Here is a 22,902-nt window from a genome sequence, read left to right as displayed (position 1 = left end):
GTGTGAGCGATCTGATCGACACCACCGAGATGTACCTCCGCACGATCTTCGAGCTCGTGGAGGAGGGGATCGTGCCCCTGCGCGCCCGGATCGCGGAGCGTCTGCACCAGAGCGGGCCGACGGTGTCCCAGACCGTGGCCCGGATGGAGCGGGACGGCCTGGTGACCGTCCAGGGCGACCGGCACCTGGAGCTCACCTCCGAGGGCCTGCGGCTGGCGACCCGGGTGATGCGCAAGCACCGCCTGGCCGAGCGGCTCCTCACCGACGTGATCGGGCTGGACTGGGAGCTCGTCCACGCCGAGGCCTGCCGTTGGGAGCACGTGATGTCGGAGACGGTCGAGCGCCGGCTCGTCGAGCTGCTCGACCACCCCACGCAGTCGCCGTACGGCAACCCGATCCCGGGTCTGGACGAGCTGGGGGAGTCCCCCCCGGCCGAGGACTTCATGGACGGCGTCGTCTCGCTGTCTGCGGCGGCCGGCACCGAGGAGGTCCGGGTGCACGTGCGTCGCATCTCCGAGGAGATGCAGAAGGACGAGGGCCTGATGAGCGCCCTGCGGCGCGCGGGTGCGCTGCCGGACCGCACGGTGGTGATCCTCGGGACCACCGAGGGTGTCCTGGTCGGCTCCGGCGGCGAGTCCGCGGAGATCGACTTCGAGGCCGCCGACCACATCTTCGTCCGCCCCGCCGAGGCCGCCGTAGCAGCCGTCTGACCCACACCCAGGAGCCGCCATGTCGCACGCCGCCGAGGAGCAGGACGAGCCGCGGGTGGTCTCCCTGGAGCCGATCCGGGTGGCGATGGTCCGTGAGCAGCTGCCGATCACCGGGATCGCCAGCCTCTTCGACCGCGCCTTCGGTGCGGTGCTGCAGGCGCTGGGGGACCAGGGCATCGTGCCCGCCGGTCCGCCGGTCGGCGTCTACTACGCCCCACCGGGCGAGAGCGTCGACGTCGGGGCGGGGTTCCCGGTCGCCGGGCAGGTGGCGGGCTCGGGCGAGGTGACCTGCGACGAGCTGCCGACCGGCCGGGCCGTGCAGACGGTGCACGTCGGGTCCTACGACACCTTGGGGCAGAGCTATGAGCGGCTGGCGGCCTGGGCGGCGGGCCAGGGGCTGGAGCTGGGGTGGCCGATGTGGGAGACCTACCTGACCGAGCCCACTCCGGACGGCGACCCGACCGCGATGCGGACCCGGATCACCTGGCCGGTGCGCGACTGAGGCCGGACCCCTCGGCTGCCTGGGCGAGTGCGGTGAGGAACTCGCTGCAGCCCTGGTCCACGGTGCAGGTGGCCAGGTCATCCCCGCGGGTGGCTCCCCGGTTGAGGATCACCACCGGGGTGCCGGCCTTGGCGGCGCGGCGGACGAAGCGGAGCCCGCTCATCACCGTCAGCGACGAGCCGGCGACCAGCAGCGCCCCGTCCCGGCCCAGGGCGTCCACCGCGTCGTAGCAGCGCTGCACCCGCGGTGCCGGCACGTTCTCGCCGAAGAAGACCACGTCGGGCTTCAGCACGCCCCCGCAGGCGTCGCAGTCGGGCACCAGGAAGCCGTCGGTGTCCTCCAGGTCGACGTCCCCGTCGGGGCGCAGCGCCAGCGCCGCGTGGGCCTCGGCCCAGCCGGGGTTTGCCGCGGTCAGGCGGTCGTGCAGCTGCGCCCGGCCCGTCGTACGGCGGCAGGAGAGGCAGACGACGTCGGCGATCCGGCCGTGCAGCGCGACCATGGACGAGGTCCCGGCAGCCTCGTGCAGCCCGTCCACGTTCTGGGTGATGAGGAGCTCCGGGTCTAGGGCGGCGATGGCGTGGTGCCCGGCGTTGGGCTCAGCACTCCTCATCCGGCCCCAGCCCAGGTGGGTGCGCGCCCAGTAGCGCTGCCGAGCCGCCGGCCCGCTGACGAACTCCTGGTAGGTCATCGGCGCCCGGGGGACCGAGCCCGGTCCGCGGTAGTCGGGGATCCCGGAGTCGGTGGAGAGGCCGGCGCCGGTGAGCACCACGAGCCGCCGGCCGCGGAGCAGGTCCAGGGCCGGCCCGGAGCTGGCTGAGGTCATCTGGCGTACCGCAGCTCCGCCCGGGCGCGTGCCTTGGCGGCCTCGACGTCCCGGTTCTTGGGGGGCGCGGTGGTGACCAGGTCGTCGAGGAGGTGTCTGGTCAGGTGCGCGATCTCGGCCACGGCGCGGTCGAAGGTCTCCTGGTTGGCCAGTGACGGCTTGGTCGTGCCGCTGACCTTGCGCACGTACTGCAGTGCGGCGGCAGCCACCTCGTCATCGGTAGCCGGCGGGGCGAAGTTGTTCAGCGGTCGGATGTTGCGGCACATACCGTAAGAGACTAACCACGGACGGGGTCGTTTTCGACTGGTGTGCCCAGTGCTGACAAGATGTCGCCCAACGCCCCAGTAGCTCAGTGGATAGAGCAGCCGCCTCCTAAGCGAAAGGTCGCAAGTTCGACTCTTGCCTGGGGCACCAGCACGAAGTCATCCGCCCGAACGGGTGGCGCGCAACGGTGACTGGGAGATGCTGGCCGGCTGGCCTCTCAGTCGGCCACGACCTCGAACCGCATCCCGGCCGCCTGCAGCCGCCGGGTCAGGTGCTCGCCCATCGCCTGGGCGGTGGTCACCTGGCCGGCGGTGGCCGGGTTGTCGTCGAACAGCAGCGAGAGGGCCGACTCCGAGAGCATCTTGGCCGTCTCGTCGTAGCCGGGGTCGCCACCGCTGACCCGGGTGTGGACCTTGGAGCCGCCGCCCTCGCCGATGAAGTCGACGGTGAACCAGGAGCGGGCGCGGCGCGACTCCTCGGGCCCATCGCCCTGGGTGATCCGGCCGAGCAGCCGGCGCCGCAGCGGACCGACCTGGGCCGAGAGCGCCATCGCGCCGACCGCCGCCGCGCCCCCGACGGCGTACCGCAGGGTCTTGGTGCCGGCGTAGTGGGAGTAGCGGAAGTCCGGCCCGTACGCCGGCAGCGCCGCCCCGCTGCGCGCCACCACGAACGGGTCCAGGGTCGGCAGCGGCAGCAGCCAGTAGCCGAGGTCGGGGTCCCGGTGCGGCTTCGCGGTGACCGCGCGAGACGAGCGCCCCGCGGGGCGGGGCTCGAGCCGGCGCCGCTCCTTGAGCACGGCCGAGGACTCCCGCATCCGGGACATCGCGTTGAGCGCGGAGTGGAACGTGCCGCCGGAGAACTGCGCCGAGGAGCGGACCACGCCGCGCACCGTCAGCGGTACGTCGGACGGCAGCTGAGCGACCGTGAACAGCGCGCCCAGGTCGTGCGGCACCGAGTCGAAGCCGCAGGCGTGCACCAGGCGCGCTCCCGAGGCGACCGCCCGCGCGTGGTGCTCCAGGTACATCCGGTCCACGAACTCGGGCTCGCCGGTGAGGTCGACGTAGTCGGTGCCGGCCGCGGCGCAGGCGGCGACCACCGGCTCGCCGTGCTGCAGGTAGGGGCCGACGGTGGTGATCACCAGCCGGGTCGCGGCGGCCATCTCGGCCAGCGCCGGGGCGTCGGTGGTGTCGACCACGATCAGCTCGAGCTCTCCGAGCGCCGGGTCGGACGCGGTCAGCCGCGCCCTGACCTCCTCCAGCCGCTCGGCGTTGCGCCCGGCCAGGGCCCATCGCAACCCCGAGGGCGCGTGGGCGGCCAGGTAGTCCGCGGTGAGGCCGCCGGTGAAGCCGGTCGCGCCGAGGAGGACGAGGTCGAGACGGCGGTCCGTGCCGCGCTGAGGAGAGGACATGGCGCCCATCGTGGCAGGTCGGCCCGCCGCGGGTCGGTTTGCGATGGGACGCGGTGCACTGGACACTTGCGCCGTCACGTAGGTTCGACGTGTAGCCCCGTCCAGCAAGACGGGGCCTGTCCTGAGCAGCGACGAGGTGTGCGTGTCTGACGAGACGCCGGGCGTGCCCGACGACGACGGTGCCCCCAAGCGCCGTGGCGCGGCGAAGAAGAAGAACACCATCGGCGCCGTCGTGGTGGCCTCGATGCTGGTGCTGGCCCTGGTCACCGGGCTCTCCATCGTGTTCCTCTACCGCCACCTCAACTCGAACCTGACGGTCTCCGGCGCGTTCAACGACGTCGACGACCGCCCCGAGCTGCCCAAGGGCAAGGCCATCAACGTGCTGCTGATGGGCGACGACACCCGTTCCTGCGACGGCTGCAAGATCGACAACGAGGCCGGCGGCGGTGGCTCGGACACCACGATCCTGCTGCACCTCTCCGGCGACCGGAAGCGCGCCTACGGCATCTCCATCCCGCGGGACTCGATCGTCACCCGGCCCGACTGCGGCGCCGACGACGAGATCCCGGGCGGCGAGGACCAGAAGTGGAACAAGGCCTATGCCCTCGGCGGCGAGGCCTGCGTGATCGAGCAGTTCGAGCAGAACACCGGCATCTGGGTCCACGACTTCGTGGTGGTCAACTTCGCCGGCTTCCAGGACATGGTCGACGCCGTGGACGGGGTCAACGTCTGCGTGCCCCAGGACATCATCGACCCGGCGCACGGCATCAACATCAAGGCGGGCAAGGACCGCGAGCTGCGCGGCGACGAGGCGCTGGACTACGTCCGGGTGCGCTACGCCGTGGGCAACAAGTCCGACCTGGGCCGGATCAAGCGTCAGCAGACCTTCATCGCCTCGATGATCAACAAGGTGGTCTCGGCCGGCACCCTGACCCGGCCCGACCGCCTCGTCCGGTTCACCAACGCCGCGACCAAGTCCCTGACCGTCTCGCCCGGGCTGGACAACCTGAGCGAGCTCGGCAAGCTGGCGCTGACCGTGCAGGACATCGGCCTGGACAACATCCAGTTCATCACCGTGCCCTGGGAGTACGAGCGTCCCTCCTACGACGTGCTCTGGACCAAGGACGCCAAGCGCCTGTGGCGCAAGATCCTTCGCGACAAGCCGCTGACCGCAGGTCTGAGCGAGGGCGCCATCAGCGCCGAGAAGCCCCCCACCACGGTGCCCACCCAGACGCCCAGCCAGACCCCTTCTCCGACGCCGACCCCCAGCGACACCCCCACGGAGTCAGCCTCGCCCACCCCCACCCCCACCCCCACCCCGACTGTGGGGCCGAGCGAGGAAGAGGTCGAGGCGGCCCGGGAGAACGGTCTCTGCGCGTGAGCGAAGGATCCAAGCGCGAGGCCGACTGGGAACGCCGGCGGCGTCTGGCCGAGATCTTCGGCGACGTGGTCCCGGAGACGACCAGCGACGAGCGGGACCCGGCCGACGGCGCGGAGCGGGACCGGAGCAGCGACGACTGGCTGCGCTCGCAGGTCCCGCCCCACCACGGGAGCTGAGCGAGGTGCTGCCGGCGGTCAGACGCCGCGGGTCTTGAGCAGGTCCCGGATCTCCTCGAGCAGTGCGATGTCCTGCGGCGTGCCCTCCTCCGACTTGGGGAAGTACCTGTCCTGGACCTTGGTGTAGGGCAGCACGATCGCGAAGTAGACGACCGCGGCCAGGATCAGGAACGAGATCACCGCGGTGATCCAGGCACCCACCGAGACGCCCCCGGGGCGTAGTTGGAGAAGTCCGGCTGGTCCCCGATCTTGCCCACCAGGTCCATGAGCAGGGCCACCGTGGCCGTGACGACCGCCGCGAAGGCCGTGGCCATGATGAAGGCGACGGCCAGCTCGACCAGATTGCCCTTCATGATGAAGTTCTTGAAGCCGGTCATGCGATCTCCTCGGGGTTCCTCCGAGCCGGAGGGCGACGGATGCGACGTCTTCAAACTAGCCCGAGAAGGTGAGCGTGATGAAGTCCCTGACGGCCGCGACCGAGACCGGCGCCACCTCGTCCGCCGCCAGGCCCAGCACCACCAGGCGGCCGGTGGCGCCCTGCGCGGGTGACTCGACCTCGCTCGGCAGCGCCAGCACCTCGGCCGAGCGGGCCACCACCTCGGCAGTCGCCGTCTCGGGGTCGGCGGCCAGCAGGTCGACTCGGTCCCCGACGCGCAGCAGGGCCACCACGGCCGGGTCGGGGACGCGAACCGGCACCGCCACCAAGCCCGGATAGCCCTGGAGCAGCCCCGGCGTGGTGAGCCGCAAGTCGGTCATGGGCTCGCCCCGGCGCACCGGGGCGGCCAGGGTGCGGCCCACCGCGAGCCGCACGGCGCCGTCCGGGGCGGCGCCCGCGGGCCAGGCGGCTCGGGTCAGGTCGCCCGGCGCGAGGACGGTGCCCGAGGGCAGGTCGCGCGTCGCCACGAGGACCCGCTCGGACGGGGCAGGCGGGGGCGCGGTCGCGGTGACCGCGGCGGCAGCCGCCGCTGCGGCGCACCCGAAGGCCAGCAGGCGGCGGTGCGCCAGCACTCGGCGGCGCAGGCCGCGGACGCGGGCGGCAGGGGACCCGAGGAAGACCATGGCCCGACGCTAGGGCCGGCAACCGCCTCGGCCGGTGCCGTCATCCACAGGTGGTGGGGGCGCCTGCGGCGTCCACAGGTCAGCTGGCGGCAGGCGCGGTCGAGCTGGGCGACGAGGACGAGCCGGAGTCCTTCGCGGGTGCGGAGGCGGGCTTCGAGGAGGACGAGTCCGAGGCAGCCGGCACGCTGGCCGAGGAGCCGGAGCGGCTGTCGGTCCGGTAGAAACCGGATCCCTTGAAGACCACGCCGACGGCGTTGAACACCTTGCGCAGGCGCCCGTCGCACTGGGGGCAGACGGTCAACGCGTCGTCGTTGAAGCTCTGGAACTGCTCGAACGCGTGCCCGCACTCGGTGCAGGCGTACTGGTAGGTCGGCACGGCGCCCATGTTACGTCAGCCGAGAAGGGCACAATGACGGGCGATGACCGACCAGACCGTCTCCGCCCACGGCAGCCCCGACGAGGCTGCCGCGCGCCGCTCCTGGTGGCGCACCTTCCGGGCCTGGCCGCGCTGGGCCCGCATCCCGGCGTACGTCGCGACCGGGCTCGTCCTGGTGCTGCTGGCGGCCGCCGTCGGGGGCCTGGTGCTCTACCGCAAGCCGCTGCCCCAGACCTCGGGGACGGTGGAGCTGCCCGGGCTGGGGGCCGAGGTCGAGGTGCTCCGCGACGAGCACGGCATCCCCCAGGTGTACGCCGACTCCGACGCCGACCTGATGCGGGCCCAGGGCTACGTGCACGCCCAGGAGCGGTTCTACGAGATGGACGTGCGGCGCCACGTGACCGCGGGCCGGCTCGCCGAGCTCTTCGGCACCGACGGCCTGGTGACCGACAAGATGATCCGGACCATGGGCTGGCGCCGGGTGGCCGAGCAGGAGCTGGGGCTGATCAGCGCGGAGACCCGCTCCGCCCTGGACTCCTACGCCGCCGGGGTCAACGCCTACCTGGCCCAGCACTCGGCCTCCGACATCGCCGTGGAGTACACGCTGCTGCGGGCCAGCGGCCTGGACTACACCCCCGAGCCGTGGACCGCGGTGGACTCGCTGGCCTGGCTCAAGGCGATGGCCTGGGACCTGCGCGGCAACATGGGCGAGGAGATCGACCGGGTGGTGACCTCGCTGGACCAGAGCCCCGAGGGCGTCGCCACGCTCTTCCCGCCCTACGACTTCGACCGCGCCACGCCGATCGTCACCCGGGGCGCGGTGGTCGACGGCGTGTTCGAGCAGGACGCGACCCGCAACGCCACCCGCAACCCGCGTCGCGTGGCCCTGGCGCCCGAGGCGGTCGCTGCTCTGGACGGCCTGCGGGACTCCCTGGAGGAGATGCCGGCGCTGATCGGGCGGGGTGACGCGCTGGGCTCCAACTCCTGGGTGGTCGCGGGCGAGCACACCGCCACGGGGCAGCCGCTGCTGGCCAACGACCCGCACCTGGGGGTGAGCCTGCCGGGCATCTGGATGCAGATGGGCCTGCACTGTCGTGTCGTCGCCGCCGACTGCACCCTGGACGTCGCCGGCTTCACCTTCTCCGGCGTCCCCGGGGTGGTCATCGGCCACAACGCCGACATCGCCTGGGGCTTCACCAACCTGGGCCCCGACGTCTCCGACCTGTTCCTGGAGAAGGTGCAGGGCAGCACCTGGACCTACGACGGCCACCAGGAGCCGCTGCGGGTGCGCGAGGAGACCATCGTGGTCCGGGACGCCGACGACTTCACGCTGCGGGTGCGCGAGACCGCCCACGGACCGCTGATCTCCGACGTCTCCGGCGAGATCAGCTCGGTGGGTGCCAACTCCGGCGGGTACGCCGTGTCCCTGGCGTGGACCGCGCTGCAGCCGAGCACCACCGCCGACGCGATCCTGCTGCTCAACCGGGCCGCGGACTGGGACGAGTTCCGCGCCGCGGCCTCCCGCTTCGCGGTGCCCTCCCAGAACCTGGTCTACGCCGACCGGGAGGGCCACATCGGCTACCAGGCCCCCGGCCTGGTGCCGATCCGCCAGTCCGGCAACGACGGGTCCATGCCCGCGGAGGGATGGCTGCCGGAGAACGACTGGACCGGCGAGTTCGTCCCCTTCGACGGCCTGCCCTCGGTGCTGGACCCTGAGGAGGGGTTCATCGTCACCGCCAACCAGGCGGTCATCGGGCCGGAGTACCCCTACGCGCTGACCTCGGACTGGGACCACGGCTACCGCTCCGAGCGGATCCGGGACCTGCTCGAGGCCGAGCTGGCCGACGGGGGAGACATCACCGTCGACGAGATGGCCGCGATGCAGACCGACGAGCTCAACCCGATCGCCGCCACCCTGGTGCCCTACCTGCTCGAGGTGGACGGACTGCCGCGGGGCTACTACCGCGAGGGGCTCGCGGAGCTGGCCGACTGGGACCTGCGAGAGGGCGCCGAGAGCGGCGCTGCGGCGTACTTCAACGTGGTGTGGTCCAACCTGCTGCGCCTGGCCTTCGCCGACGACCTGCGCGCCCGGATCGCGCCGACCGGGGGCGACCGGTGGTTCAAGGTGGTGGCGGACCTGCTCGACGACCCGGCAGCCGACCTGTGGGACGACCGCCGTACCGAGGACGTGCGGGAGGTCCGCGACGACGTCCTGCGGGAGGCGCTGATGGCCGCGCGCGACGAGATCACCAAGCGTCAGTCCGTGCGGCCCCAAGAGTGGAGCTGGGGACACCTGCACCGGCTGGACCTGCGCAACCAGACGCTCGGGGGCTCCGGGATCGGCGCGGTGGAGTGGCTGCTGAACCGTGACGGCTTCGAGGTCGGCGGCGGCTCCGGCGTGGTCAACGCCACCGGCTGGGACGCGTCCCAGGGCTACGGCGTCACCTCGGCGCCCTCGATGCGGATGGTGGTCTCGCTCGCCGACTTCGACGACTCCCGGTGGATCAACCTCACCGGCGTCTCGGGGCATCCGGCCAGCGGGCACTACGTGGACCAGACCGAGCTGTACGTCGCGGGGCGCACCCTGCCGTGGGTCTTCGGTCGCAAGGGCGTCGAGGACGCCGCCGAGGACACCCTGGTGCTCAGCCCCCAGCGTTGAGGGTCAGCACCCCGTCGCCGGTGGCGACCGCGGTGACCGTCCGGTCGTGGTCCTGGCCGGGGACGTCCAGACCGACCTCGTCGGGGTGCAGCAGCACCGCGGTGAAGGTGCCGGCGGGCACCCGGGCCAGGGCCCGGTCGTAGGAGCCGCCGCCCCGGCCCAGCCGCAGCCCGGTCGGCGAGACCGCCAGCCCGGGCACCAGCACGGCGTCGGCGGCGGCGATCGCCTCGACCCCCAGCAGCGGGCCCCGGGGCGCCATGGTGCCCCGGGTCGCCGGGAGCAGGTCCTCGGCCGAGGTGTAGACCGCCCAGTCCAGGTCGTTGTCGGCCAGCAGCACCGGCAGCAGCACCCGTTTGCCGGCCGCACGGAGCGCGTCGAGCAGCAGTCCGGTGCCCGGCTCCCGGCTCACCGAGACGTACGCCGCGACGCATCCGGCCCGGCGTACGGCGGGGTGCGCGAGCAGGTGCTCGCAGCTGCGGGCCGCGAGCTCGGCGGACTCCGCAAGCGACCGGCGACGCCGGGCGGCCAGCACCTGGTCGCGCAGCGCGAGCTTGGCTGTGGGCACCTGGTGGGGATTCACGCAGATCAGCCTACGATCGGTGTCATGGCTAGCAACGGCAACAACAGCGGGCTCGACCGGGCCCGCACCAAGATGCGCGAGGCGGGCGTCGACGAGCTCGCCGTCGAGACGTTCGCGCACTACTTCCGCCTCCTCGAGCACGGTGAGACCGGGATGGTCCCCGAGGAGTCGATCGAGCCGCTGGACATGGAGTCCCTGGCCGACGCCCAGGTCGCCGAGGCCGACGCGGCCGAGGCCATCGGCGCCTGCGTGGTGATCAAGCTCAACGGCGGTCTGGGCACCTCGATGGGGATGAACCGGGCCAAGTCGCTGCTGTGCGTGCGCCGCGGACTCTCGTTCCTCGACATCATCGCCCGCCAGGTGCTGCACCTGCGGGAGAAGTACGACGCCCGGCTCCCGCTGATCTTCATGAACAGCTTCCGCACCTCCGAGGACACGATGGCGGCCCTCGCGCGCTACGACGAGCTGCCGGTCGAGGGGCTGCCCCTGGAGTTCCTGCAGAACAAGGAGCCCAAGCTGCTCGCCAAGACGCTGCAGCCGGTCGCCTGGCCCCGGGACCCCGACCTGGAGTGGTGCCCGCCCGGTCACGGCGACATCTACACCGCGCTGCGCTCCAGCGGGCTGCTGGCCCAGCTCATCGCGGCCGGCTACCGCTACGCGTTCGTCTCCAACTCCGACAACCTCGGCGCGGTGCCGGACCCCCAGGTGGCCGGCTGGTTCGCCACCTCCGGCGCGCCGTTCGCGATCGAGGCCGTCCGGCGTACCCCGTCGGACCGCAAGGGCGGCCACTTCGCCCGCCGCCGCAGCGACGGCCGCATCGTGCTGCGCGAGTCCGCACAGACGCTGGAGGCCGACAAGGAGGCCCTGGCCGACCTGGACCGGCACAAGTACACCTCCACCAACAACCTGTGGTTCGACCTGCAGGCGATGCAGGACCTGCTGGACGCCCGCCAGGGGATCCTGGGCCTGCCGCTGATCCGCAACGTCAAGAACGTCGATCCCGCCGACCCCGCGTCCCCGGAGGTGATCCAGGTGGAGACCGCGATGGGCGCGGCGATCGAGGTCTTCGACGGGGCGCGCACCATCGAGGTCGGGCGCGACCGGTTCGTGCCGGTCAAGACCACCAACGACCTGCTGGTGCTGCGCTCGGACATCTACGACCTGGGTGCGGACTTCGTCCTGGACCAGGCCAGCGACCGGGTGCCGTTCGTCGACCTGGACAGCGACTTCTACAAGCTGGTCGGGGAGTTCGACAAGCGCTTCCCCGAGGGTGCGCCGTCCATGCGGGCGGCCCGCTCGTTGCGGGTGAGCGGGGACTGGACCTTCGGGCGCGGGGTGGTGCTCGAGGGCGACGTCGCCCTGGAGAGCCCCTCGGCCCAGCGCATCGCCCCGGGTGCGGTGCTGGCCGGCGAGGACCCGGATGCCTGACCTGCTGCCCGTCGACGACCTGGTCCAGCGCGTCCTGGCCGGGGTGTCCCCGCTCTCGGACTTCCCCCAGCCGCTGATGGAGGCGCTGGGCATGGCGGTGGCCGAGGACGTCTTCGCCGAGGTCGCCCTGCCCAGCTTCGACAACTCCGCGATGGACGGGTACGCCGTCCGCCTCGACGACGTCGCCGGTGCGACCCAGGACTCCCCGGTGCGGCTGCCGGTGGTGGGCGAGATCGGCGCCGGCCAGGCCAAGCTGCTGGCGCTCTCGCCCGGCACGGCGGTGAAGATCATGACCGGCGCACCGGTGCCCACCGGCGCGGACTGCGTGGTGCCGTACGAGTGGACCGACCGGGGAGTGGTCCAGGTCGAGATCACCCGCGCCCCGTCACCGGGACAGCACATCCGGCGTACCGGCGAGGACGTCTCGGTCGGGGACAAGCTGCTCGAGCACGGCACCGTGCTGGGGCCGCGGCACCTCGGGCTGCTGGCCTCGGTCGGGCGGGCGACGGTGCGCTCCCGCCCCCGGCCCCGGGTGGTGATCATCTCCACCGGCTCCGAGCTGCGCGACCCGGGCACGGCGCTGGGTCACGACTCCATCTACGACGGCAACTCCTTCCTGCTCGCGGCCGCCGCCCGGGCGGCCGGTGCGACGGCGTACCGGGTGGGGATCGTGCCGGACGAGCCGCGGGCCTTCCGGGAGGCGCTCAGCGACCAGCTGGTGCGCGCCGACCTGGTGGTCACCAGCGGCGGCGTCAGCGAGGGCGACTACGACGTGGTCAAGGAGGCTCTCTCCGAGCTCGGCACGGTGTGGTTCGGCCGGGTCGCGATGCAGCCCGGCAAGCCCCAAGGCTTCGGCACCGTGGGGGAGGACCGGGTGCCGATCTTCACGCTGCCCGGCAACCCGGTCTCGGCCTACATCTCCTTCCAGGTCTTCGTGCTCCCGGCGCTGCGCCGGATGATGGGAAAGCTGCCCTACCAGCGCCCCACCCGCCGGGCCCGGCTCACCCACCCGATCTCCTCTGTCCCGGGCAAGCGGCAGTTCGTGCGCGGCGCCTTCGACGTCGACGGCGGGGGCCCGTTCGTCTCACCGGTGGGCGGCCACGGCTCGCACCTGATCGGCGACCTGGCAGCCGCCAACGCCCTGGTCGTGGTGCCCGAGGACGTCACGAGCGTCTCCGCCGGCGAGATGGTCCAGGTGCTGTCCCTGGACGAGGAGTTCTGAGAGTGTCAGGCATGGACCGACTGACCCACGTCGACGAGGCCGGCGCCGCCCGGATGGTGGACGTCTCCGCCAAGGCCGTGACCGCCCGCACCGCGACCGCGTCGGGCCGGGTCCTGGTCTCGGCGAGGGTGGTCGAGCTGCTGCGTGGCGCCGGGGTGCCCAAGGGCGACACCCTGGCGGTGGCCCGGCTGGCCGGCATCATGGGCGCCAAGCAGACCCCGTCGCTGATCCCGCTGTGCCACCCGCTGGCGCTCTCCGCGGTCAGCGTCGACCTGGAGGTGCAGGACGACGCCGTGGCGATCTCCGCGAGCGTCTCCACCACCGACCGCACCGGCGTGGAGATGGAGGCGCTGACGGCCGTCGCCACGGCGGCGCTGACGGTCGTCGACATGGTCAAGGCCGTGGACAAGGCGGCCGTCATCACCGACATCCGGGTGGAGACCAAGACCGGCGGCAAGTCGGGGGACTGGTCGGCGTGACCGGCCTGCCGGGCGCGGTCGTCGTCGCCTCGAACCGGGCAGCCGACGGTGTCTACCCCGACGAGACGGGCCCGCTCATCGTGGAGTTCCTCAACCGGCTCGGCTTCGTCGCCGGAGACGCCGCGGTGGTCCACGACGGCGACCCGGTCGCCGGCGCGATCCGGGCCGCGGTCGACGCCGGTGCCCGCGTGGTGCTCACCACGGGCGGCACGGGCCTGACCCCGACCGACCGGACGCCGGAGGCCACCGCGGCCGTCCTGGACTTCGAGGTGCCGGGCATCGCCGAGGCGATCCGGGCCCACGGGGTGGCAAAGGGGGTGCCGACCGCGATGCTCTCCCGGGGGCTCGCCGGGGTGCGTGGGACCTGCCTGGTGGTCAACCTGCCGGGTTCCCGGGGCGGGGTCAAGGACGGCCTGGCGGTGCTGGAGCCGGTCCTGGTGCACGCGGTCGAGCAGCTGGTGGGCGGAGACCACGACCGGGGCGCCCCGTGAGGCCCCTGCTGCCCGGCCGGGCCCCGGGGTGGCCGGCCCGGCTGAGCGAGGGCGACCTCGTGCTGCGCCCCATCGAGTACGCCGACGAGCAGGCCTGGAGCCGGTGCCGGATGCGCAACGCGGCCTGGCTGCAGCGCTGGGAGGCGACCGTGCCGCCGGGCGCGGAGAGCCGCCCGGCGACGTACCGCCAGCTGGTCAGGACCTTGCAGCGCAAGGCCCGCGAGGGCACCACCATGCCCTTCGTGGTCGAGCTCGAGGGGAGCCTGGTCGGGCAGGTGACGGTGAACAACATCGTGCGCGGCTCGGCCCAGTTCGCCTCCGTCGGCTACTGGCTGGACCAGGCGGTCGCCGGCCGCGGCGTCATCCCGCGCGCGGTCGCGATGGTCATCGACCACTGCTTCTCCGCCGCCGGCCTGCACCGGGTCGAGATCTGCGTCCGTCCGGAGAACACCAACTCCCTGCGCGTGGTGGAGAAGCTGGGGCTGGCCGAGATCGGCTACGCCCCGCGGTTCCTGCACATCGACGGGGCCTGGCGGGACCACCGGATCTACGCGGTCACCGTGGAGGAGGTCTCCGGGAGCATGCTGGCCCGGCTGCGTGCGGCTTCGGAGCAGGACTTTCGGCCGGAATCCCAGTAGTCACAAGAGTTGTCTTGCGACACACCCTTGACGTCCGCCCCATGGTCGCTCAGCGAACCTAACCTCTGAGGTGTGGACCTGAGCGCACTTATCTTCGTCGCCGTTGCCGTGGCGTGGGCCGTCTACCTGATTCCCAAGGCGCTCAAGCACCACGACGAGGTGCAGCGGAGCCGGTCGGTGGACCGGTTCTCGGCCACGATGCGGGTCCTGGCCCGGCGCGAGCCGGTGAGCCGCCGCGACGCACGTCTGGTGGTCACCCCGGGACGTGCCGCCTCGGTGCCGGTGATCGAGACCAAGGGGCCGGAGCCGGTCGTCGCGACCGTCGCCGCCCGTCGGGCGGCCGCCAACCGGGCGGCACGCCGGCGCCGCAACGTGCTGAGCGCGCTGCTGCTGCTGCTGGTCGTCGTGGGTGCGGTCGCAGCGAGCGGCGTGATCAGCTGGTGGTACGTCGCCGCGCCGGGCGCGTTGCTGGTGGCCTGGCTGGTCGCCTGCCGGCTGATGGTGACCAAGGAGCGTGCGGTGCCGGTCGTGCGCCGCGCCGTCACGGAGTCGTCCACCGAGAAGACCGCAGGCATCCCGGTGGTCGACGCGGCGATCAACCCGGTGACCGACTCCGGTGTCTCGATGGACGCCGTGGTCGCCACGGTGCCCGAGGTGGTGGCCACCGACCCCTCGATGTGGGACATGATCCCGGTGACGCTGCCGACCTACGTCTCCAAGCCCGCGGCCGTGCGCCGCAGCGTCCAGACCATCGACCTCGACTCCACCGGGGTGTGGACCTCGGGCCGCTCCCAGGCGGACTCCGCACTGGCGCGGTCGGCGGAGGAGAGCCAGCAGGCCGAGGCCGCCGCGGCCGAGGCCGAGAGGCACCGCGCGGTCGGGTCCTGATTCGGCCCCGCCCGGGGCCGGGTGCTATCTTTTCGACGCACTCACAAGGTGCACTGGGGCTGTGGCGCAGTTGGTAGCGCGTCTCGTTCGCAATGAGAAGGTCAGGGGTTCGAATCCCCTCAGCTCCACCACGTGAAAGGCCTGGTCCGCGTCCGCGGCTCAGGCCTTCTTCATGTCCGCTGCCGGTACCCCCCAGGCGGATCCATGGCCAGAGGTCTGGCCAGGGGACGCCCGGACCGGCATGATCCGCGCATGACCCGCACGAGCTGCCGCTCTCCCCGCACCGCCCCGGTCCACGCCCTGGCGCGGGCTGCCGCAGTGCTGCTTGCCCTGGCGCTGCTGTTCCCGGCCCTGTCCCCGGCGCTGTCTCCGCTGGCCCGCGCCGAGGCGGCGCGCCGGGCTCCCATGCCGCCCCCGGAGACGCTGGTGATCAACACCGACGGTGCCGTCCCGGTGACCAGCAAGGAGGACTACGTGGCAGCCAGCATGCAGCTGGCGGGCGTGACCCGGAGGCTGGAGATCCGCGGCCGGGGGAACTCCACGTGGGGCTGGCCCAAGAAGCCCTACAAGATCAAGCTGAAGGCCGAGGCAGGGCTCCTCGGGATGCCCGTGGCGCAGGACTGGGTGCTGCTGGCCGGCTTCGCCGACCGCAGCTCGCTGCGCAGCCACCTGGCGCTGGAGATGGCCCGGCAGACGCGATTGCCCTGGACGCCGCGGGCCCGCTACGTCGACGTCGTCCTCAACGGCTTGTCCCAGGGGCTCTACCTGCTCACCGAGCAGGTCGAGGCGGGGAGGAGCCGCGTCAAGGTGCCGAAGAACGGGCACCTGCTGGAGATCGACGCCCGCTTCCGGCGCTCCGGCGATCCCGGATTCAAGTCCGAGCGGGGCACTCCGGTGGTGTTCAAGGACCCCGACGAGGTCAGCGTCCGTCAGCGGCGCACGGTCAAGCGCGCGGTGCGCGCCTTCGAGGACGTGCTCTACGGGCCCCGCTTCGCCGACCCCGAGCGGGGGTACGCCGCGCACATCGACGTCGGCTCCGTCGTGGACTGGTACCTGGTGGAGGAGCTCTTCCGCAACCAGGACTCCAACTTCCACTCCAGCGTCTACGTCACCTGGGCGCCGGGTGCGAAGTTCGCGATGGGCCCGGTCTGGGACTTCGACCTGAGCGCGGGCAGCAAGTGGAACGCCACCACGCTCCCCGAGGGCTGGCACACCCGCGTCGGGCGGCACTGGGTGGCCCGGATGTTCCGCGATCCCGCGTTCGCGGCCCGGGTCAGCGCCCGCTGGGCGCAGCTGCGGCCCACCTTCGAGGCGCAGGTGGCGGGGCTCCCGGCCTCGGCGGACGTGCTGCGTGAGGCCGCGAACCGCGACTGGCAGCTGTGGCACGGCCCCCAGGGACAGGTCACCGGGAGCGTGCACGCCGACTCCTTCGACGGCGAGGTGGCCTTCCTCCGGGACTGGCTGACCGCCCGCGCCCGGTGGATGAGCACCCCCGAGGTGTCCTTCGCCCGCGCCAGCTGGACCGTGAGGGAGCGGCGGCGCACGGCCTGGGTGCCGGTGCAGCTGCTCGGCGACAGCGACGGTCCCCGCTCCGTCCGCTACCGCCTGCGCGGCGGTACGGCGACGCCGGGAGCGGACTTCCGCCTCACCGAGGGCACCCTGGAGTTCGCCCCCGGCGAGACGATGAGGTCCTTCCCGGTGCACGTGCGACCGGACTCGCTGCGCGAGGGGGCGGAGTGGCTGTCCCTCGAGCTCGTCGACCCCGGCCCCGGGGTGCTCCTCGGCTCGGCCTCCCGGGTGCGGCTGCGGATCGCGGCCAGCGACCAGCGGCTCGGCCGCTGAGCCGACTCGCAGTCGCTCAGAGGCGCGCGGACCCGGTCTGCACCGCCCACAGGTCGGCGTACACCCCGCCGCGGGCGACGAGCTCGTCGTGGGTGCCCGACTCGACGACCTCGCCGGCCTCCAGCACCCAGATCCGGTCGGCGTGCCGCACCGTGGAGAGCCGGTGCGCCACGACCAGGGCAGTGCAGTCGGCGGTGGCCACGCGCAGGGAGCGCTGGATCGCTGCCTCGGTCTCGTTGTCCACCGCGCTGGTGGCCTCGTCGAGCACCAGCACGGCGGGACGGCGCAGCAGCGCGCGGGCCAGCGCCATCCGCTGCCGCTGCCCGCCGGACAGGGTGACGCCGCGCTCGCCGACGGGGGCGTCCAGCCCTCCGGGGAGCTTCTCGATGAACTCCCAGGCGGCGGCCGCCTCCGCGGCGGCGCGGATCTCCTCGCGGCTCGCGTCGGGGCGGCCGTAGGCGATGTTGTCGCCGATGGTGCCGGCGAAGAGGTAGACGTCCTGGGAGACGTAGCCCATGGAGCCGCGGATCGAGTCCCAGTCGAGCTGCCGCACGTCCTCGCCGTCCAGGAGCACCTGACCGGAACGGGGGTCGTCGAAGCGCAGCACCAGGCGCAGCAGGGTGGACTTGCCCGCCCCCGTGGAGCCCACCACGGCGTGGGTCTCCCCGGCCGGGACCACCAGGTCGATCCCGCGCAGCACGTCGGGCCCGTCGCCGTAACCGGCCCGCACCCCGCGCAGCTCGAGCAGACCCGCCACCGGCGGCGCCAGCGTGCGCTCGCCCACCGGCACCGAGCTGGTCTCGGCCAGCAGGGTGAGGATCCGGGTGGTGGAGGCGCGGCCCCGCTGGTAGAGGTCCAGGACGGTGGCGACCTCGGTCAACGGCCACAGCAGCCGCTGGGTCATGAAGACCAGCACCGAGTACATGCCGACCTCGATGTCGCCGTCCAGGGTCGCCCAGCCACCGAACAGCAGGGTGCAGGTGAAGCCGACCAGGATGGTCATCCGGACCAGCGGCACGAAGGCGGCCGAGGAGCGGATCGCCGCGGTGTTGGCCTCCCGGTACGCGCTCGAGACCGCCGCCACCCGGTCCCGTTCGCGGTCCTCGGCGGTGAACGCCTTGATGGTGGTGATGCCGGCCAGGTTCGCGCTCAGCGTGCCGGACAGGTCCCCGACGGCTTCCCGGACCCGGGCGTAGAGCGGCTCGAGCCGGCGCTGGAAGAGCAGCGAACCGGCGACGATCAGCGGGATCGGCAGGAAGGCGAGCAGCATCAGCTGCCACGAGGTCAGCGCGAAGACGGCGCCGACGAGCAGGATGTTGAGCGCGGTCTGCAGGATCGCGGGCGCCCCGACGTCGAGGAACCTCTCCAGCTGGTTCACGTCGTCGTTCAGGGTCGCCAGGGTCGAGCCCTGGGGTCGTCCCTCGTGCCAGCCCACGTCGAGGTGCTGGACGTGGTCGTAGGCCTCCACCCGCAGGTCGTGCTCCACGCCCTGGGCCAGGCCCCGCCACAGCACGTCGGCGACGTACTGGCTGGCGGACTCCACCAGCCAGACCACCACGTTGAAGACCGCCAGCCAGACCAGCTGCTCGTGCCGCGACTCGACCCCGAGCAGGTCGGCGACGAAGGAGCCCTCACCGCGGACCACCACGTCCACCGCGGCGCCGATCAACAGCTCCGGCATCACGTCGGCGACCTTGTTGAGGGTCGAGGTGGCGACGGCGGCCAGGAAGCGGCCCCGGTAGGCGCGGTGTCGCTCCCACAGGGCCCGCAGCGGGCTGTCGACGGGGGAGACGGCGGGTTTCGACATGGGGCTGATCCTAGGAAGGCTCGGCGGCGACGCCCTCGACTGGGTGTGGGCGGTCACGGTTTCCGGGCCTGGCCGATCGGGTACCGCCGGATGAATCGGTCGTCGCCCGGCCTTGGAGGGGGCCTGGCGTTCTAGAGGGAGCTTGAGTGGGTGTGAGCGTGCGTGTGCTGTCGATCCCGTCCGGACACGTGTATGTGCGGCACCTGGCGGACCCCGGTGGCGACGACGTGGTGCGCCTGCCCGACCCCCCGGTCCCCGGAGACGTGCCCGCAGCGCAGTGGTGGCCGCCCCCGTCCCTGGAGGCGTCCTGGGTGGCCGAGAACCACGAGGAGTTCGACGTCGCGCACGTGCACTTCGGCTTCGACGCCCGCTCGCCCGAGCAGCTCCGGGACTGGGTGGCGGCGCTGCGGGCGGCCGGCAAGCCGCTGGTCTACACCGTGCACGACCTGCGCAACCCCCACCACGGTGACAGCACGGCCCACGACGCCCAGCTCGACGTCCTGGTGCCGGCAGCCGACGCGGTGCTCACCCTGACCCACGGCGCAGCGCGTGAGGTCGCCAGACGCTGGGGTCGCACCGCCACGGTGCTGCCGCACCCGCACGTGGTTCCCGAGCCGCTGCTGGCGCGTCCTCGGCCTGGGACCGACGGGTTCGTGGTCGGGCTGCACCTCAAGAGCCTGCGCGCCAGCATGGACCCGATCCCGGTGCTCGACACCCTGGCCAAGGTGGTGCCGGCCCTGCCTGAGGGCCGGCTGCGCGTCGACGTCCACACCGACGTGATGACACCGGGAATGTCCAACCACGACGCCCGGGTGGCGGAGATGGTGCGGACCCTGGACGCCGACGGCGTGATCGACCTGCACGTCCACGACTTCTTCACCGACGACGAACTGTGGGACTACTTCCTGGGCCTGGACGTCTCGGTGCTGCCCTACCGCTTCGGTACCCACTCCGGCTGGCTCGAGGCCTGCTACGACCTGGGCACGGCCGTGGTGGTGCCGGACTGCGGCTTCTACCGCGAGCAGCAGCCGTGCCTGTCCTACCACCTGGACGAGGACGGGCTCGATCCCGCGTCGCTGGAGCTCGCGCTGGAACGCGCCCACCAGGTCCGGCCGCAGTGGCGGGCCGACCCCCAGACGCGGCTCGCGGAGCGCGCGGAGCTCGCGGCGGTCCACGCCTCCCTCTATGCCGCGCTGGCCGACGGGCAAGGCCCACGGTGACGCACGTCGTGGTGGTGGCGGACTCCCGCTACCCGATCGGCGAGCCCTTCGCCGGGGGCATGCAGTCCATGACCTGGCACCTGGTCCGAGGGCTGCGCGCCCGCGGGACCCGGGTGACGGTCTTCGCCGGTCCCGGGTCGGACCCCGAGCTGGACGCGCACCTGCTCGACGTGCGCCCCGTCGAGCTGAGCGAGACCGCGCGCCGCGACGTCTCCATGGGTCCTCAGGAGTGGGTGGAGCAGCACCACGCCTATCTTCAGCTGATGCTGGCGCTGGCGCGCCGCGACGACGTCGACGTCGTGCACAACAACACCCTGCACCACCTGCCGGTGGCGATGGCGGACCTGCTGCCCTGCCCGATGGTGACCACCCTGCACACCCCGCCCACGCCCTGGCTGGAGCCCGTGGTCCGCCTCGCCGACGCCCGGCACACGCACTTCGCCGCGGTGAGCCGCTACACCGCGACCCAGTGGAGCCACGTGACCCAGCCCGCGGTGGTGCTCAACGGGGTGGACACCGACCGGTGGCCGCTGGGTCCCGGTGGCGACGACCTGCTGTGGTCGGGCCGGATCGTCCCCGAGAAGGGCACCCACCTGGCGCTGGACATCGCGGCCGCCGCCGGGCGTCGGCTGCTGCTGGCCGGGCCGATCGCGGACCCCGGCTACTGGCGCGACCTCGTGCAGCCCCGGCTGGGACCGGACGCGGTCTACCTGGGCCACCTGCACCAGCAGGCGCTGGCGGAGGTCGCCGGCCGGAGCGCCGCCGTGCTGGTGACCCCGCTGTGGGACGAGCCCTACGGGCTGGTGGGCGCCGAGGCGATCTCCTGTGGCACCCCGGTGGTCGGCTTCGACCGGGGTGGCATGGCCGAGGTGCTGGACCGCGGCTGCGCCCGCCTGGTCGCGCCCGGTGACGTCGCCGCGGCCGCCGCGGCCGTGGCCGAGGTCGTGGAGCTCTCCCGCGAGGAGGTACGCCGCGGCGCCGAGACGTCGTGCTCGGTGGGGGCCATGGTGGAGCGGTACCTGTCGCTCTACGACCAGCTCGGCCTGCGGCACGCGGCGTGATCGGCTACTACGTCCACCACCACGGCGACGGCCACCGGCACCGGATGGAGTCGGTGGCGGCCCGCCTGGCGGAGCCGGTCACCGTGCTCAGCTCGCTGGCACCGCCGGCCGGCTCGAGGCGGCCCTGGGTGGTGCTCGACCGCGACGACGAGGGCCCGGCCGCAGACGCGGACGTGGACGCGGACGTGGATGCGGGGGGTCGGCTGCACTGGGTGCCGCGTCACGACCGGGGACTGGCCGCCCGGGCGGCCCAGCTGACCCGCTGGATCACCGAGGCGCGTCCCAGCGCCCTGGTGGTCGACGTCTCCGTCGAGGTCGGGCTGCTGGCCCGGCTGTGCGGCGTCCCGGTGGTCACGGTGGTGATGCCGGGACGACGTACCGATCCTGCGCACTCGCTGCTCCACGACATCGCCGAGGTGCTGCTGGCGCCGTGGCCCGAGGACCTGCCCGAGGACCTGGCCGAGGAGCTGACCAGCGGGTGGCCGGAGCGCTGGCGGTCCAAGACGGTCTTCACCGGAGCCATCAGTCGCTTCGACGGCCGGGTCGCGACCGGCCCGCCGGCCGAGCGCTCGGCGGGGACCGCCTTCCTGCTCTGGGGTGCGGGCGGCTCCGCGGACCGGCAGTCCGCCTTCGCGTCCGCGGAGCGGGCCACCCCGGGCTGGCAGTGGTCCAGCGCCCGTCCCGGACGGCGGCTGGACGCCGAGCAGGTGTGGGGCGGGCTGCGCGAGGCCGCCGTGGTGGTCACCCACGCCGGTCAGAACGCGGTCGCCGAGGTGGCCGCAGCCCGGGCGCCGGCCGTGGTGGTGGCCGACCCCAGGCCCTTCGACGAGCAGCACCACACGCTGCGGCGACTGAGCCGGCTCGGCCTCGCGGTGACGGCCCCGGCCTGGCCCGAGCCGCACGAGTGGCCGGACCTCCTCGCGCGGGCGGCGGCCGCGGACGGCTCGGCCTGGTCGGCGTGGAACGACGGGCGCGGCGCGGACCGGGCGGCTGCGGCCATCGCCCGGGTGGCCGGGGGACCGCGGACGTGAGTACGGACCTGAACCTCGCCGTGGTCACTGTGGTCGCCGGACGGCACCGGCACCTGCGCCACCAGCACCGGTCGCTGGCTGCCGGGACCCGGGTCCCGGACCAGGTGGTGGTGGTCGCCATGGGTGACCCGGAGGTTGCCGAGGTGGTGGCCGACGGTCCGTTGCGCACGGTGAGCACGGTGCACCACGTGCCCGCACCCGGCGAGCTGCCGCTGGCGCGGGCCCGCAACCGCGGCGTCGCCGCGGCGCTGGAGGCCGGCGCCGACCTGGTGGTGCTGCTGGACGTGGACTGCCTGGCCTCGCCGGGCCTGCTCGAGGGCTACCAGCGCGCGGCCCGGCAGCGTCAGGGCCTGCTGTGCGGCCCCGTCGCCTACCTGCCGGCGCTGCCCGCCGGCCGGACGTCGTACGACGCGGCCCAGATCGCCGCGGCGCGGCCCCACCCCGGCCGTCCCGCCCCCGCGCCCGGCGAGCTGCTGCCGATGACGGACCTGCGACTGTTCTGGTCCCTCTCCTTCGCCGTGGACCGGGAGACCTGGGACGCCGTCGGCGGCTTCGACGAGGAGTACGTCGGGTACGGCGGCGAGGACACCGACTTCGGCCAGCGCGCAGCCCGGGCGGGCGTGCCGGGCTGGTGGGTCGGCGGTGCGGTGGCGCACCACCAGTGGCACCCCGTCTCCGACCCGCCGATCGAGCACGTGGCCGCCATCGTGCGCAACGCCAACCTGTTCCGTCGGCGCTGGGGCTGGTTCCCCATGGAGGGGTGGCTGGCGGCCTTCGCGGACGCAGGCCTGGCCCGCCGCGCGGGCGACCGCTGGGAAGTCACCCCCTGAACGACGAACAGCGAGCACCCGTTGCGT

The 22,902-nt window shown here is 73.0% G+C and carries 25 protein-coding genes and 2 tRNA genes; 18 read left to right on the top strand and 9 right to left on the bottom strand.

Annotated elements, in window-relative coordinates:
• The first annotated feature begins 2 nt into the window (after positions 1–2).
• Positions 3–710, top strand: coding sequence for an iron-dependent transcriptional repressor DtxR (locus C0R66_RS14880; protein WP_101525366.1), 708 nt, complete (start codon positions 3–5; stop codon positions 708–710).
• A 19-nt stretch (positions 711–729) separates the two neighbouring features.
• Positions 730–1,212, top strand: coding sequence for a GyrI-like domain-containing protein (locus C0R66_RS14875; RefSeq protein WP_101525365.1), 483 nt, complete (start codon positions 730–732; stop codon positions 1,210–1,212).
• On the opposite strand, the gene C0R66_RS14870 is transcribed toward C0R66_RS14875, so the two are convergent.
• Both C0R66_RS14870 and C0R66_RS14865 read right to left on the bottom strand, forming a co-directional pair.
• Positions 1,190–2,035, bottom strand: a complete 846-nt coding sequence (locus C0R66_RS14870) for an NAD-dependent protein deacetylase (protein WP_101525364.1) — start codon at positions 2,033–2,035, stop codon at positions 1,190–1,192. The genes C0R66_RS14875 and C0R66_RS14870 overlap by 23 nt on opposite strands.
• Positions 2,032–2,301, bottom strand: a complete 270-nt coding sequence (locus C0R66_RS14865; protein WP_101525363.1) for a DUF2277 domain-containing protein — start codon at positions 2,299–2,301, stop codon at positions 2,032–2,034. The genes C0R66_RS14870 and C0R66_RS14865 overlap by 4 nt, the downstream gene beginning before the upstream one ends.
• Before the next feature lie 72 nt (positions 2,302–2,373).
• Here C0R66_RS14865 and C0R66_RS14860 point away from each other — a divergent pair.
• Positions 2,374–2,449: transfer RNA gene (locus C0R66_RS14860), tRNA-Arg, on the top strand.
• A 67-nt stretch (positions 2,450–2,516) separates the two neighbouring features.
• Here the strand turns inward: C0R66_RS14860 and C0R66_RS14855 are convergent.
• Positions 2,517–3,707 carry a saccharopine dehydrogenase family protein gene (locus C0R66_RS14855; protein WP_241901464.1) on the bottom strand — a complete coding sequence of 397 codons (1,191 nt, stop codon included), beginning with the start codon at positions 3,705–3,707 and terminating at the stop codon, positions 2,517–2,519.
• Between the two features lie 142 nt (positions 3,708–3,849).
• Between C0R66_RS14855 and C0R66_RS14850 the strand changes: the two genes are divergently transcribed.
• Together C0R66_RS14850 and C0R66_RS14845 are read left to right on the top strand one after the other, a co-directional pair.
• Positions 3,850–5,088: an LCP family protein gene (locus tag C0R66_RS14850; RefSeq protein ID WP_241901463.1), complete on the top strand. Its 1,239-nt coding sequence runs from the start codon at positions 3,850–3,852 to the stop codon at positions 5,086–5,088.
• The gene (locus tag C0R66_RS14845; protein ID WP_101525361.1) at positions 5,085–5,264 is read left to right on the top strand and encodes a hypothetical protein; all 180 of its coding nucleotides are present in this window, start codon (positions 5,085–5,087) and stop codon (positions 5,262–5,264) included. The genes C0R66_RS14850 and C0R66_RS14845 overlap by 4 nt, the downstream gene beginning before the upstream one ends.
• An 18-nt stretch (positions 5,265–5,282) precedes the next feature.
• Here the strand turns inward: C0R66_RS14845 and C0R66_RS20190 are convergent, their stop codons facing one another.
• The 4 genes from C0R66_RS20190 to C0R66_RS14830 all read right to left on the bottom strand — a co-directional run bounded on the left by C0R66_RS20190 (position 5,283) and on the right by C0R66_RS14830 (position 6,699).
• Entirely contained in the window at positions 5,283–5,444 is a 162-nt protein-coding gene (locus C0R66_RS20190; RefSeq protein WP_338418197.1) for an MscL family protein, read from the bottom strand.
• Entirely contained in the window at positions 5,441–5,641 is a 201-nt protein-coding gene (locus C0R66_RS20185; protein WP_338418196.1) for an MscL family protein, read from the bottom strand. Before C0R66_RS20185 ends, C0R66_RS20190 begins: the two co-directional genes overlap by 4 nt.
• 55 nt (positions 5,642–5,696) lie before the next feature.
• A complete protein-coding gene (locus tag C0R66_RS14835; RefSeq protein ID WP_101525360.1) occupies positions 5,697–6,323 on the bottom strand; it encodes an SAF domain-containing protein in 627 nt (208 codons plus the stop codon).
• Between the two features lie 79 nt (positions 6,324–6,402).
• Positions 6,403–6,699 carry an FmdB family zinc ribbon protein gene (locus tag C0R66_RS14830; RefSeq protein ID WP_101526279.1) on the bottom strand — a complete coding sequence of 99 codons (297 nt, stop codon included), beginning with the start codon at positions 6,697–6,699 and terminating at the stop codon, positions 6,403–6,405.
• A 43-nt stretch (positions 6,700–6,742) separates the two neighbouring features.
• Here C0R66_RS14830 and C0R66_RS14825 point away from each other — a divergent pair, with 43 nt between their 5' ends.
• Positions 6,743–9,358 carry a penicillin acylase family protein gene (locus C0R66_RS14825; protein WP_101525359.1) on the top strand — a complete coding sequence of 872 codons (2,616 nt, stop codon included), beginning with the start codon at positions 6,743–6,745 and terminating at the stop codon, positions 9,356–9,358.
• Here the strand turns inward: C0R66_RS14825 and C0R66_RS14820 are convergent.
• Positions 9,342–9,938 carry a 5-formyltetrahydrofolate cyclo-ligase gene (locus tag C0R66_RS14820; RefSeq protein ID WP_101525358.1) on the bottom strand — a complete coding sequence of 199 codons (597 nt, stop codon included), beginning with the start codon at positions 9,936–9,938 and terminating at the stop codon, positions 9,342–9,344. The genes C0R66_RS14825 and C0R66_RS14820 overlap by 17 nt on opposite strands.
• Positions 9,939–9,962: 24 nt before the next feature.
• Between C0R66_RS14820 and C0R66_RS14815 the strand changes: the two genes are divergently transcribed.
• From C0R66_RS14815 to C0R66_RS14780, 8 genes are all read left to right on the top strand, one after another.
• Positions 9,963–11,366 (top strand): UTP--glucose-1-phosphate uridylyltransferase, encoded by a 1,404-nt coding sequence (locus tag C0R66_RS14815; RefSeq protein WP_101525357.1) that lies wholly within the window; start codon positions 9,963–9,965, stop codon positions 11,364–11,366.
• On the top strand, positions 11,359–12,588 hold the full coding sequence (glp, locus tag C0R66_RS14810) for a molybdotransferase-like divisome protein Glp (protein ID WP_101525356.1): 1,230 nt from the start codon (positions 11,359–11,361) through the stop codon (positions 12,586–12,588). The genes C0R66_RS14815 and glp overlap by 8 nt, the downstream gene beginning before the upstream one ends.
• An 11-nt stretch (positions 12,589–12,599) precedes the next feature.
• On the top strand, positions 12,600–13,067 hold the full coding sequence (moaC, locus tag C0R66_RS14805; protein WP_199286700.1) for a cyclic pyranopterin monophosphate synthase MoaC: 468 nt from the start codon (positions 12,600–12,602) through the stop codon (positions 13,065–13,067).
• Between the two features lie 5 nt (positions 13,068–13,072).
• Positions 13,073–13,558: a MogA/MoaB family molybdenum cofactor biosynthesis protein gene (locus C0R66_RS14800; RefSeq protein WP_199286949.1), complete on the top strand. Its 486-nt coding sequence runs from the start codon at positions 13,073–13,075 to the stop codon at positions 13,556–13,558.
• Entirely contained in the window at positions 13,555–14,196 is a 642-nt protein-coding gene (locus tag C0R66_RS14795; protein ID WP_241901462.1) for a GNAT family N-acetyltransferase, read from the top strand. Before C0R66_RS14800 ends, C0R66_RS14795 begins: the two co-directional genes overlap by 4 nt.
• A 72-nt stretch (positions 14,197–14,268) precedes the next feature.
• Complete coding sequence (sepX, locus tag C0R66_RS14790; RefSeq protein ID WP_158648062.1) at positions 14,269–15,084, top strand: divisome protein SepX/GlpR; 816 nt, start codon at positions 14,269–14,271, stop codon at positions 15,082–15,084.
• Positions 15,085–15,139: 55 nt separating this feature from the next.
• A tRNA-Ala gene (locus C0R66_RS14785) sits at positions 15,140–15,215 on the top strand.
• A gap of 121 nt (positions 15,216–15,336) precedes the next feature.
• Complete coding sequence (locus tag C0R66_RS14780; protein ID WP_158648061.1) at positions 15,337–16,926, top strand: CotH kinase family protein; 1,590 nt, start codon at positions 15,337–15,339, stop codon at positions 16,924–16,926.
• Between the two features lie 16 nt (positions 16,927–16,942).
• Here C0R66_RS14780 and C0R66_RS14775 read toward each other — a convergent pair whose 3' ends face one another.
• Complete coding sequence (locus tag C0R66_RS14775) at positions 16,943–18,733, bottom strand: ABC transporter ATP-binding protein (RefSeq protein WP_101525352.1); 1,791 nt, start codon at positions 18,731–18,733, stop codon at positions 16,943–16,945.
• Positions 18,734–18,891: 158 nt separating this feature from the next.
• Here C0R66_RS14775 and C0R66_RS14770 point away from each other — a divergent pair, with 158 nt between their 5' ends.
• The 4 genes from C0R66_RS14770 to C0R66_RS14755 are packed head-to-tail and all read left to right on the top strand — an operon-like array spanning position 18,892 to position 22,875.
• Positions 18,892–19,953: a glycosyltransferase gene (locus C0R66_RS14770; RefSeq protein WP_241901461.1), complete on the top strand. Its 1,062-nt coding sequence runs from the start codon at positions 18,892–18,894 to the stop codon at positions 19,951–19,953.
• Positions 19,950–21,014, top strand: a complete 1,065-nt coding sequence (locus tag C0R66_RS14765) for a glycosyltransferase (RefSeq protein WP_199286699.1) — start codon at positions 19,950–19,952, stop codon at positions 21,012–21,014. The genes C0R66_RS14770 and C0R66_RS14765 overlap by 4 nt, the downstream gene beginning before the upstream one ends.
• Entirely contained in the window at positions 21,011–22,045 is a 1,035-nt protein-coding gene (locus C0R66_RS14760) for a glycosyltransferase (protein ID WP_101525350.1), read from the top strand. The genes C0R66_RS14765 and C0R66_RS14760 overlap by 4 nt, the downstream gene beginning before the upstream one ends.
• Positions 22,042–22,875 (top strand): glycosyltransferase family 2 protein, encoded by an 834-nt coding sequence (locus tag C0R66_RS14755; RefSeq protein ID WP_199286698.1) that lies wholly within the window; start codon positions 22,042–22,044, stop codon positions 22,873–22,875. Before C0R66_RS14760 ends, C0R66_RS14755 begins: the two co-directional genes overlap by 4 nt.
• Positions 22,876–22,902 lie beyond the last annotated feature (27 nt).

The sequence above is a fragment of the Nocardioides houyundeii genome, assembly GCF_002865585.1.
In the GTDB taxonomy this organism is placed as follows: domain Bacteria; phylum Actinomycetota; class Actinomycetes; order Propionibacteriales; family Nocardioidaceae; genus Nocardioides; species Nocardioides houyundeii.
The sequence above is the reverse complement of the archived record's forward strand: the minus strand, read 5'-3'. Positions and strand labels throughout refer to the sequence as shown.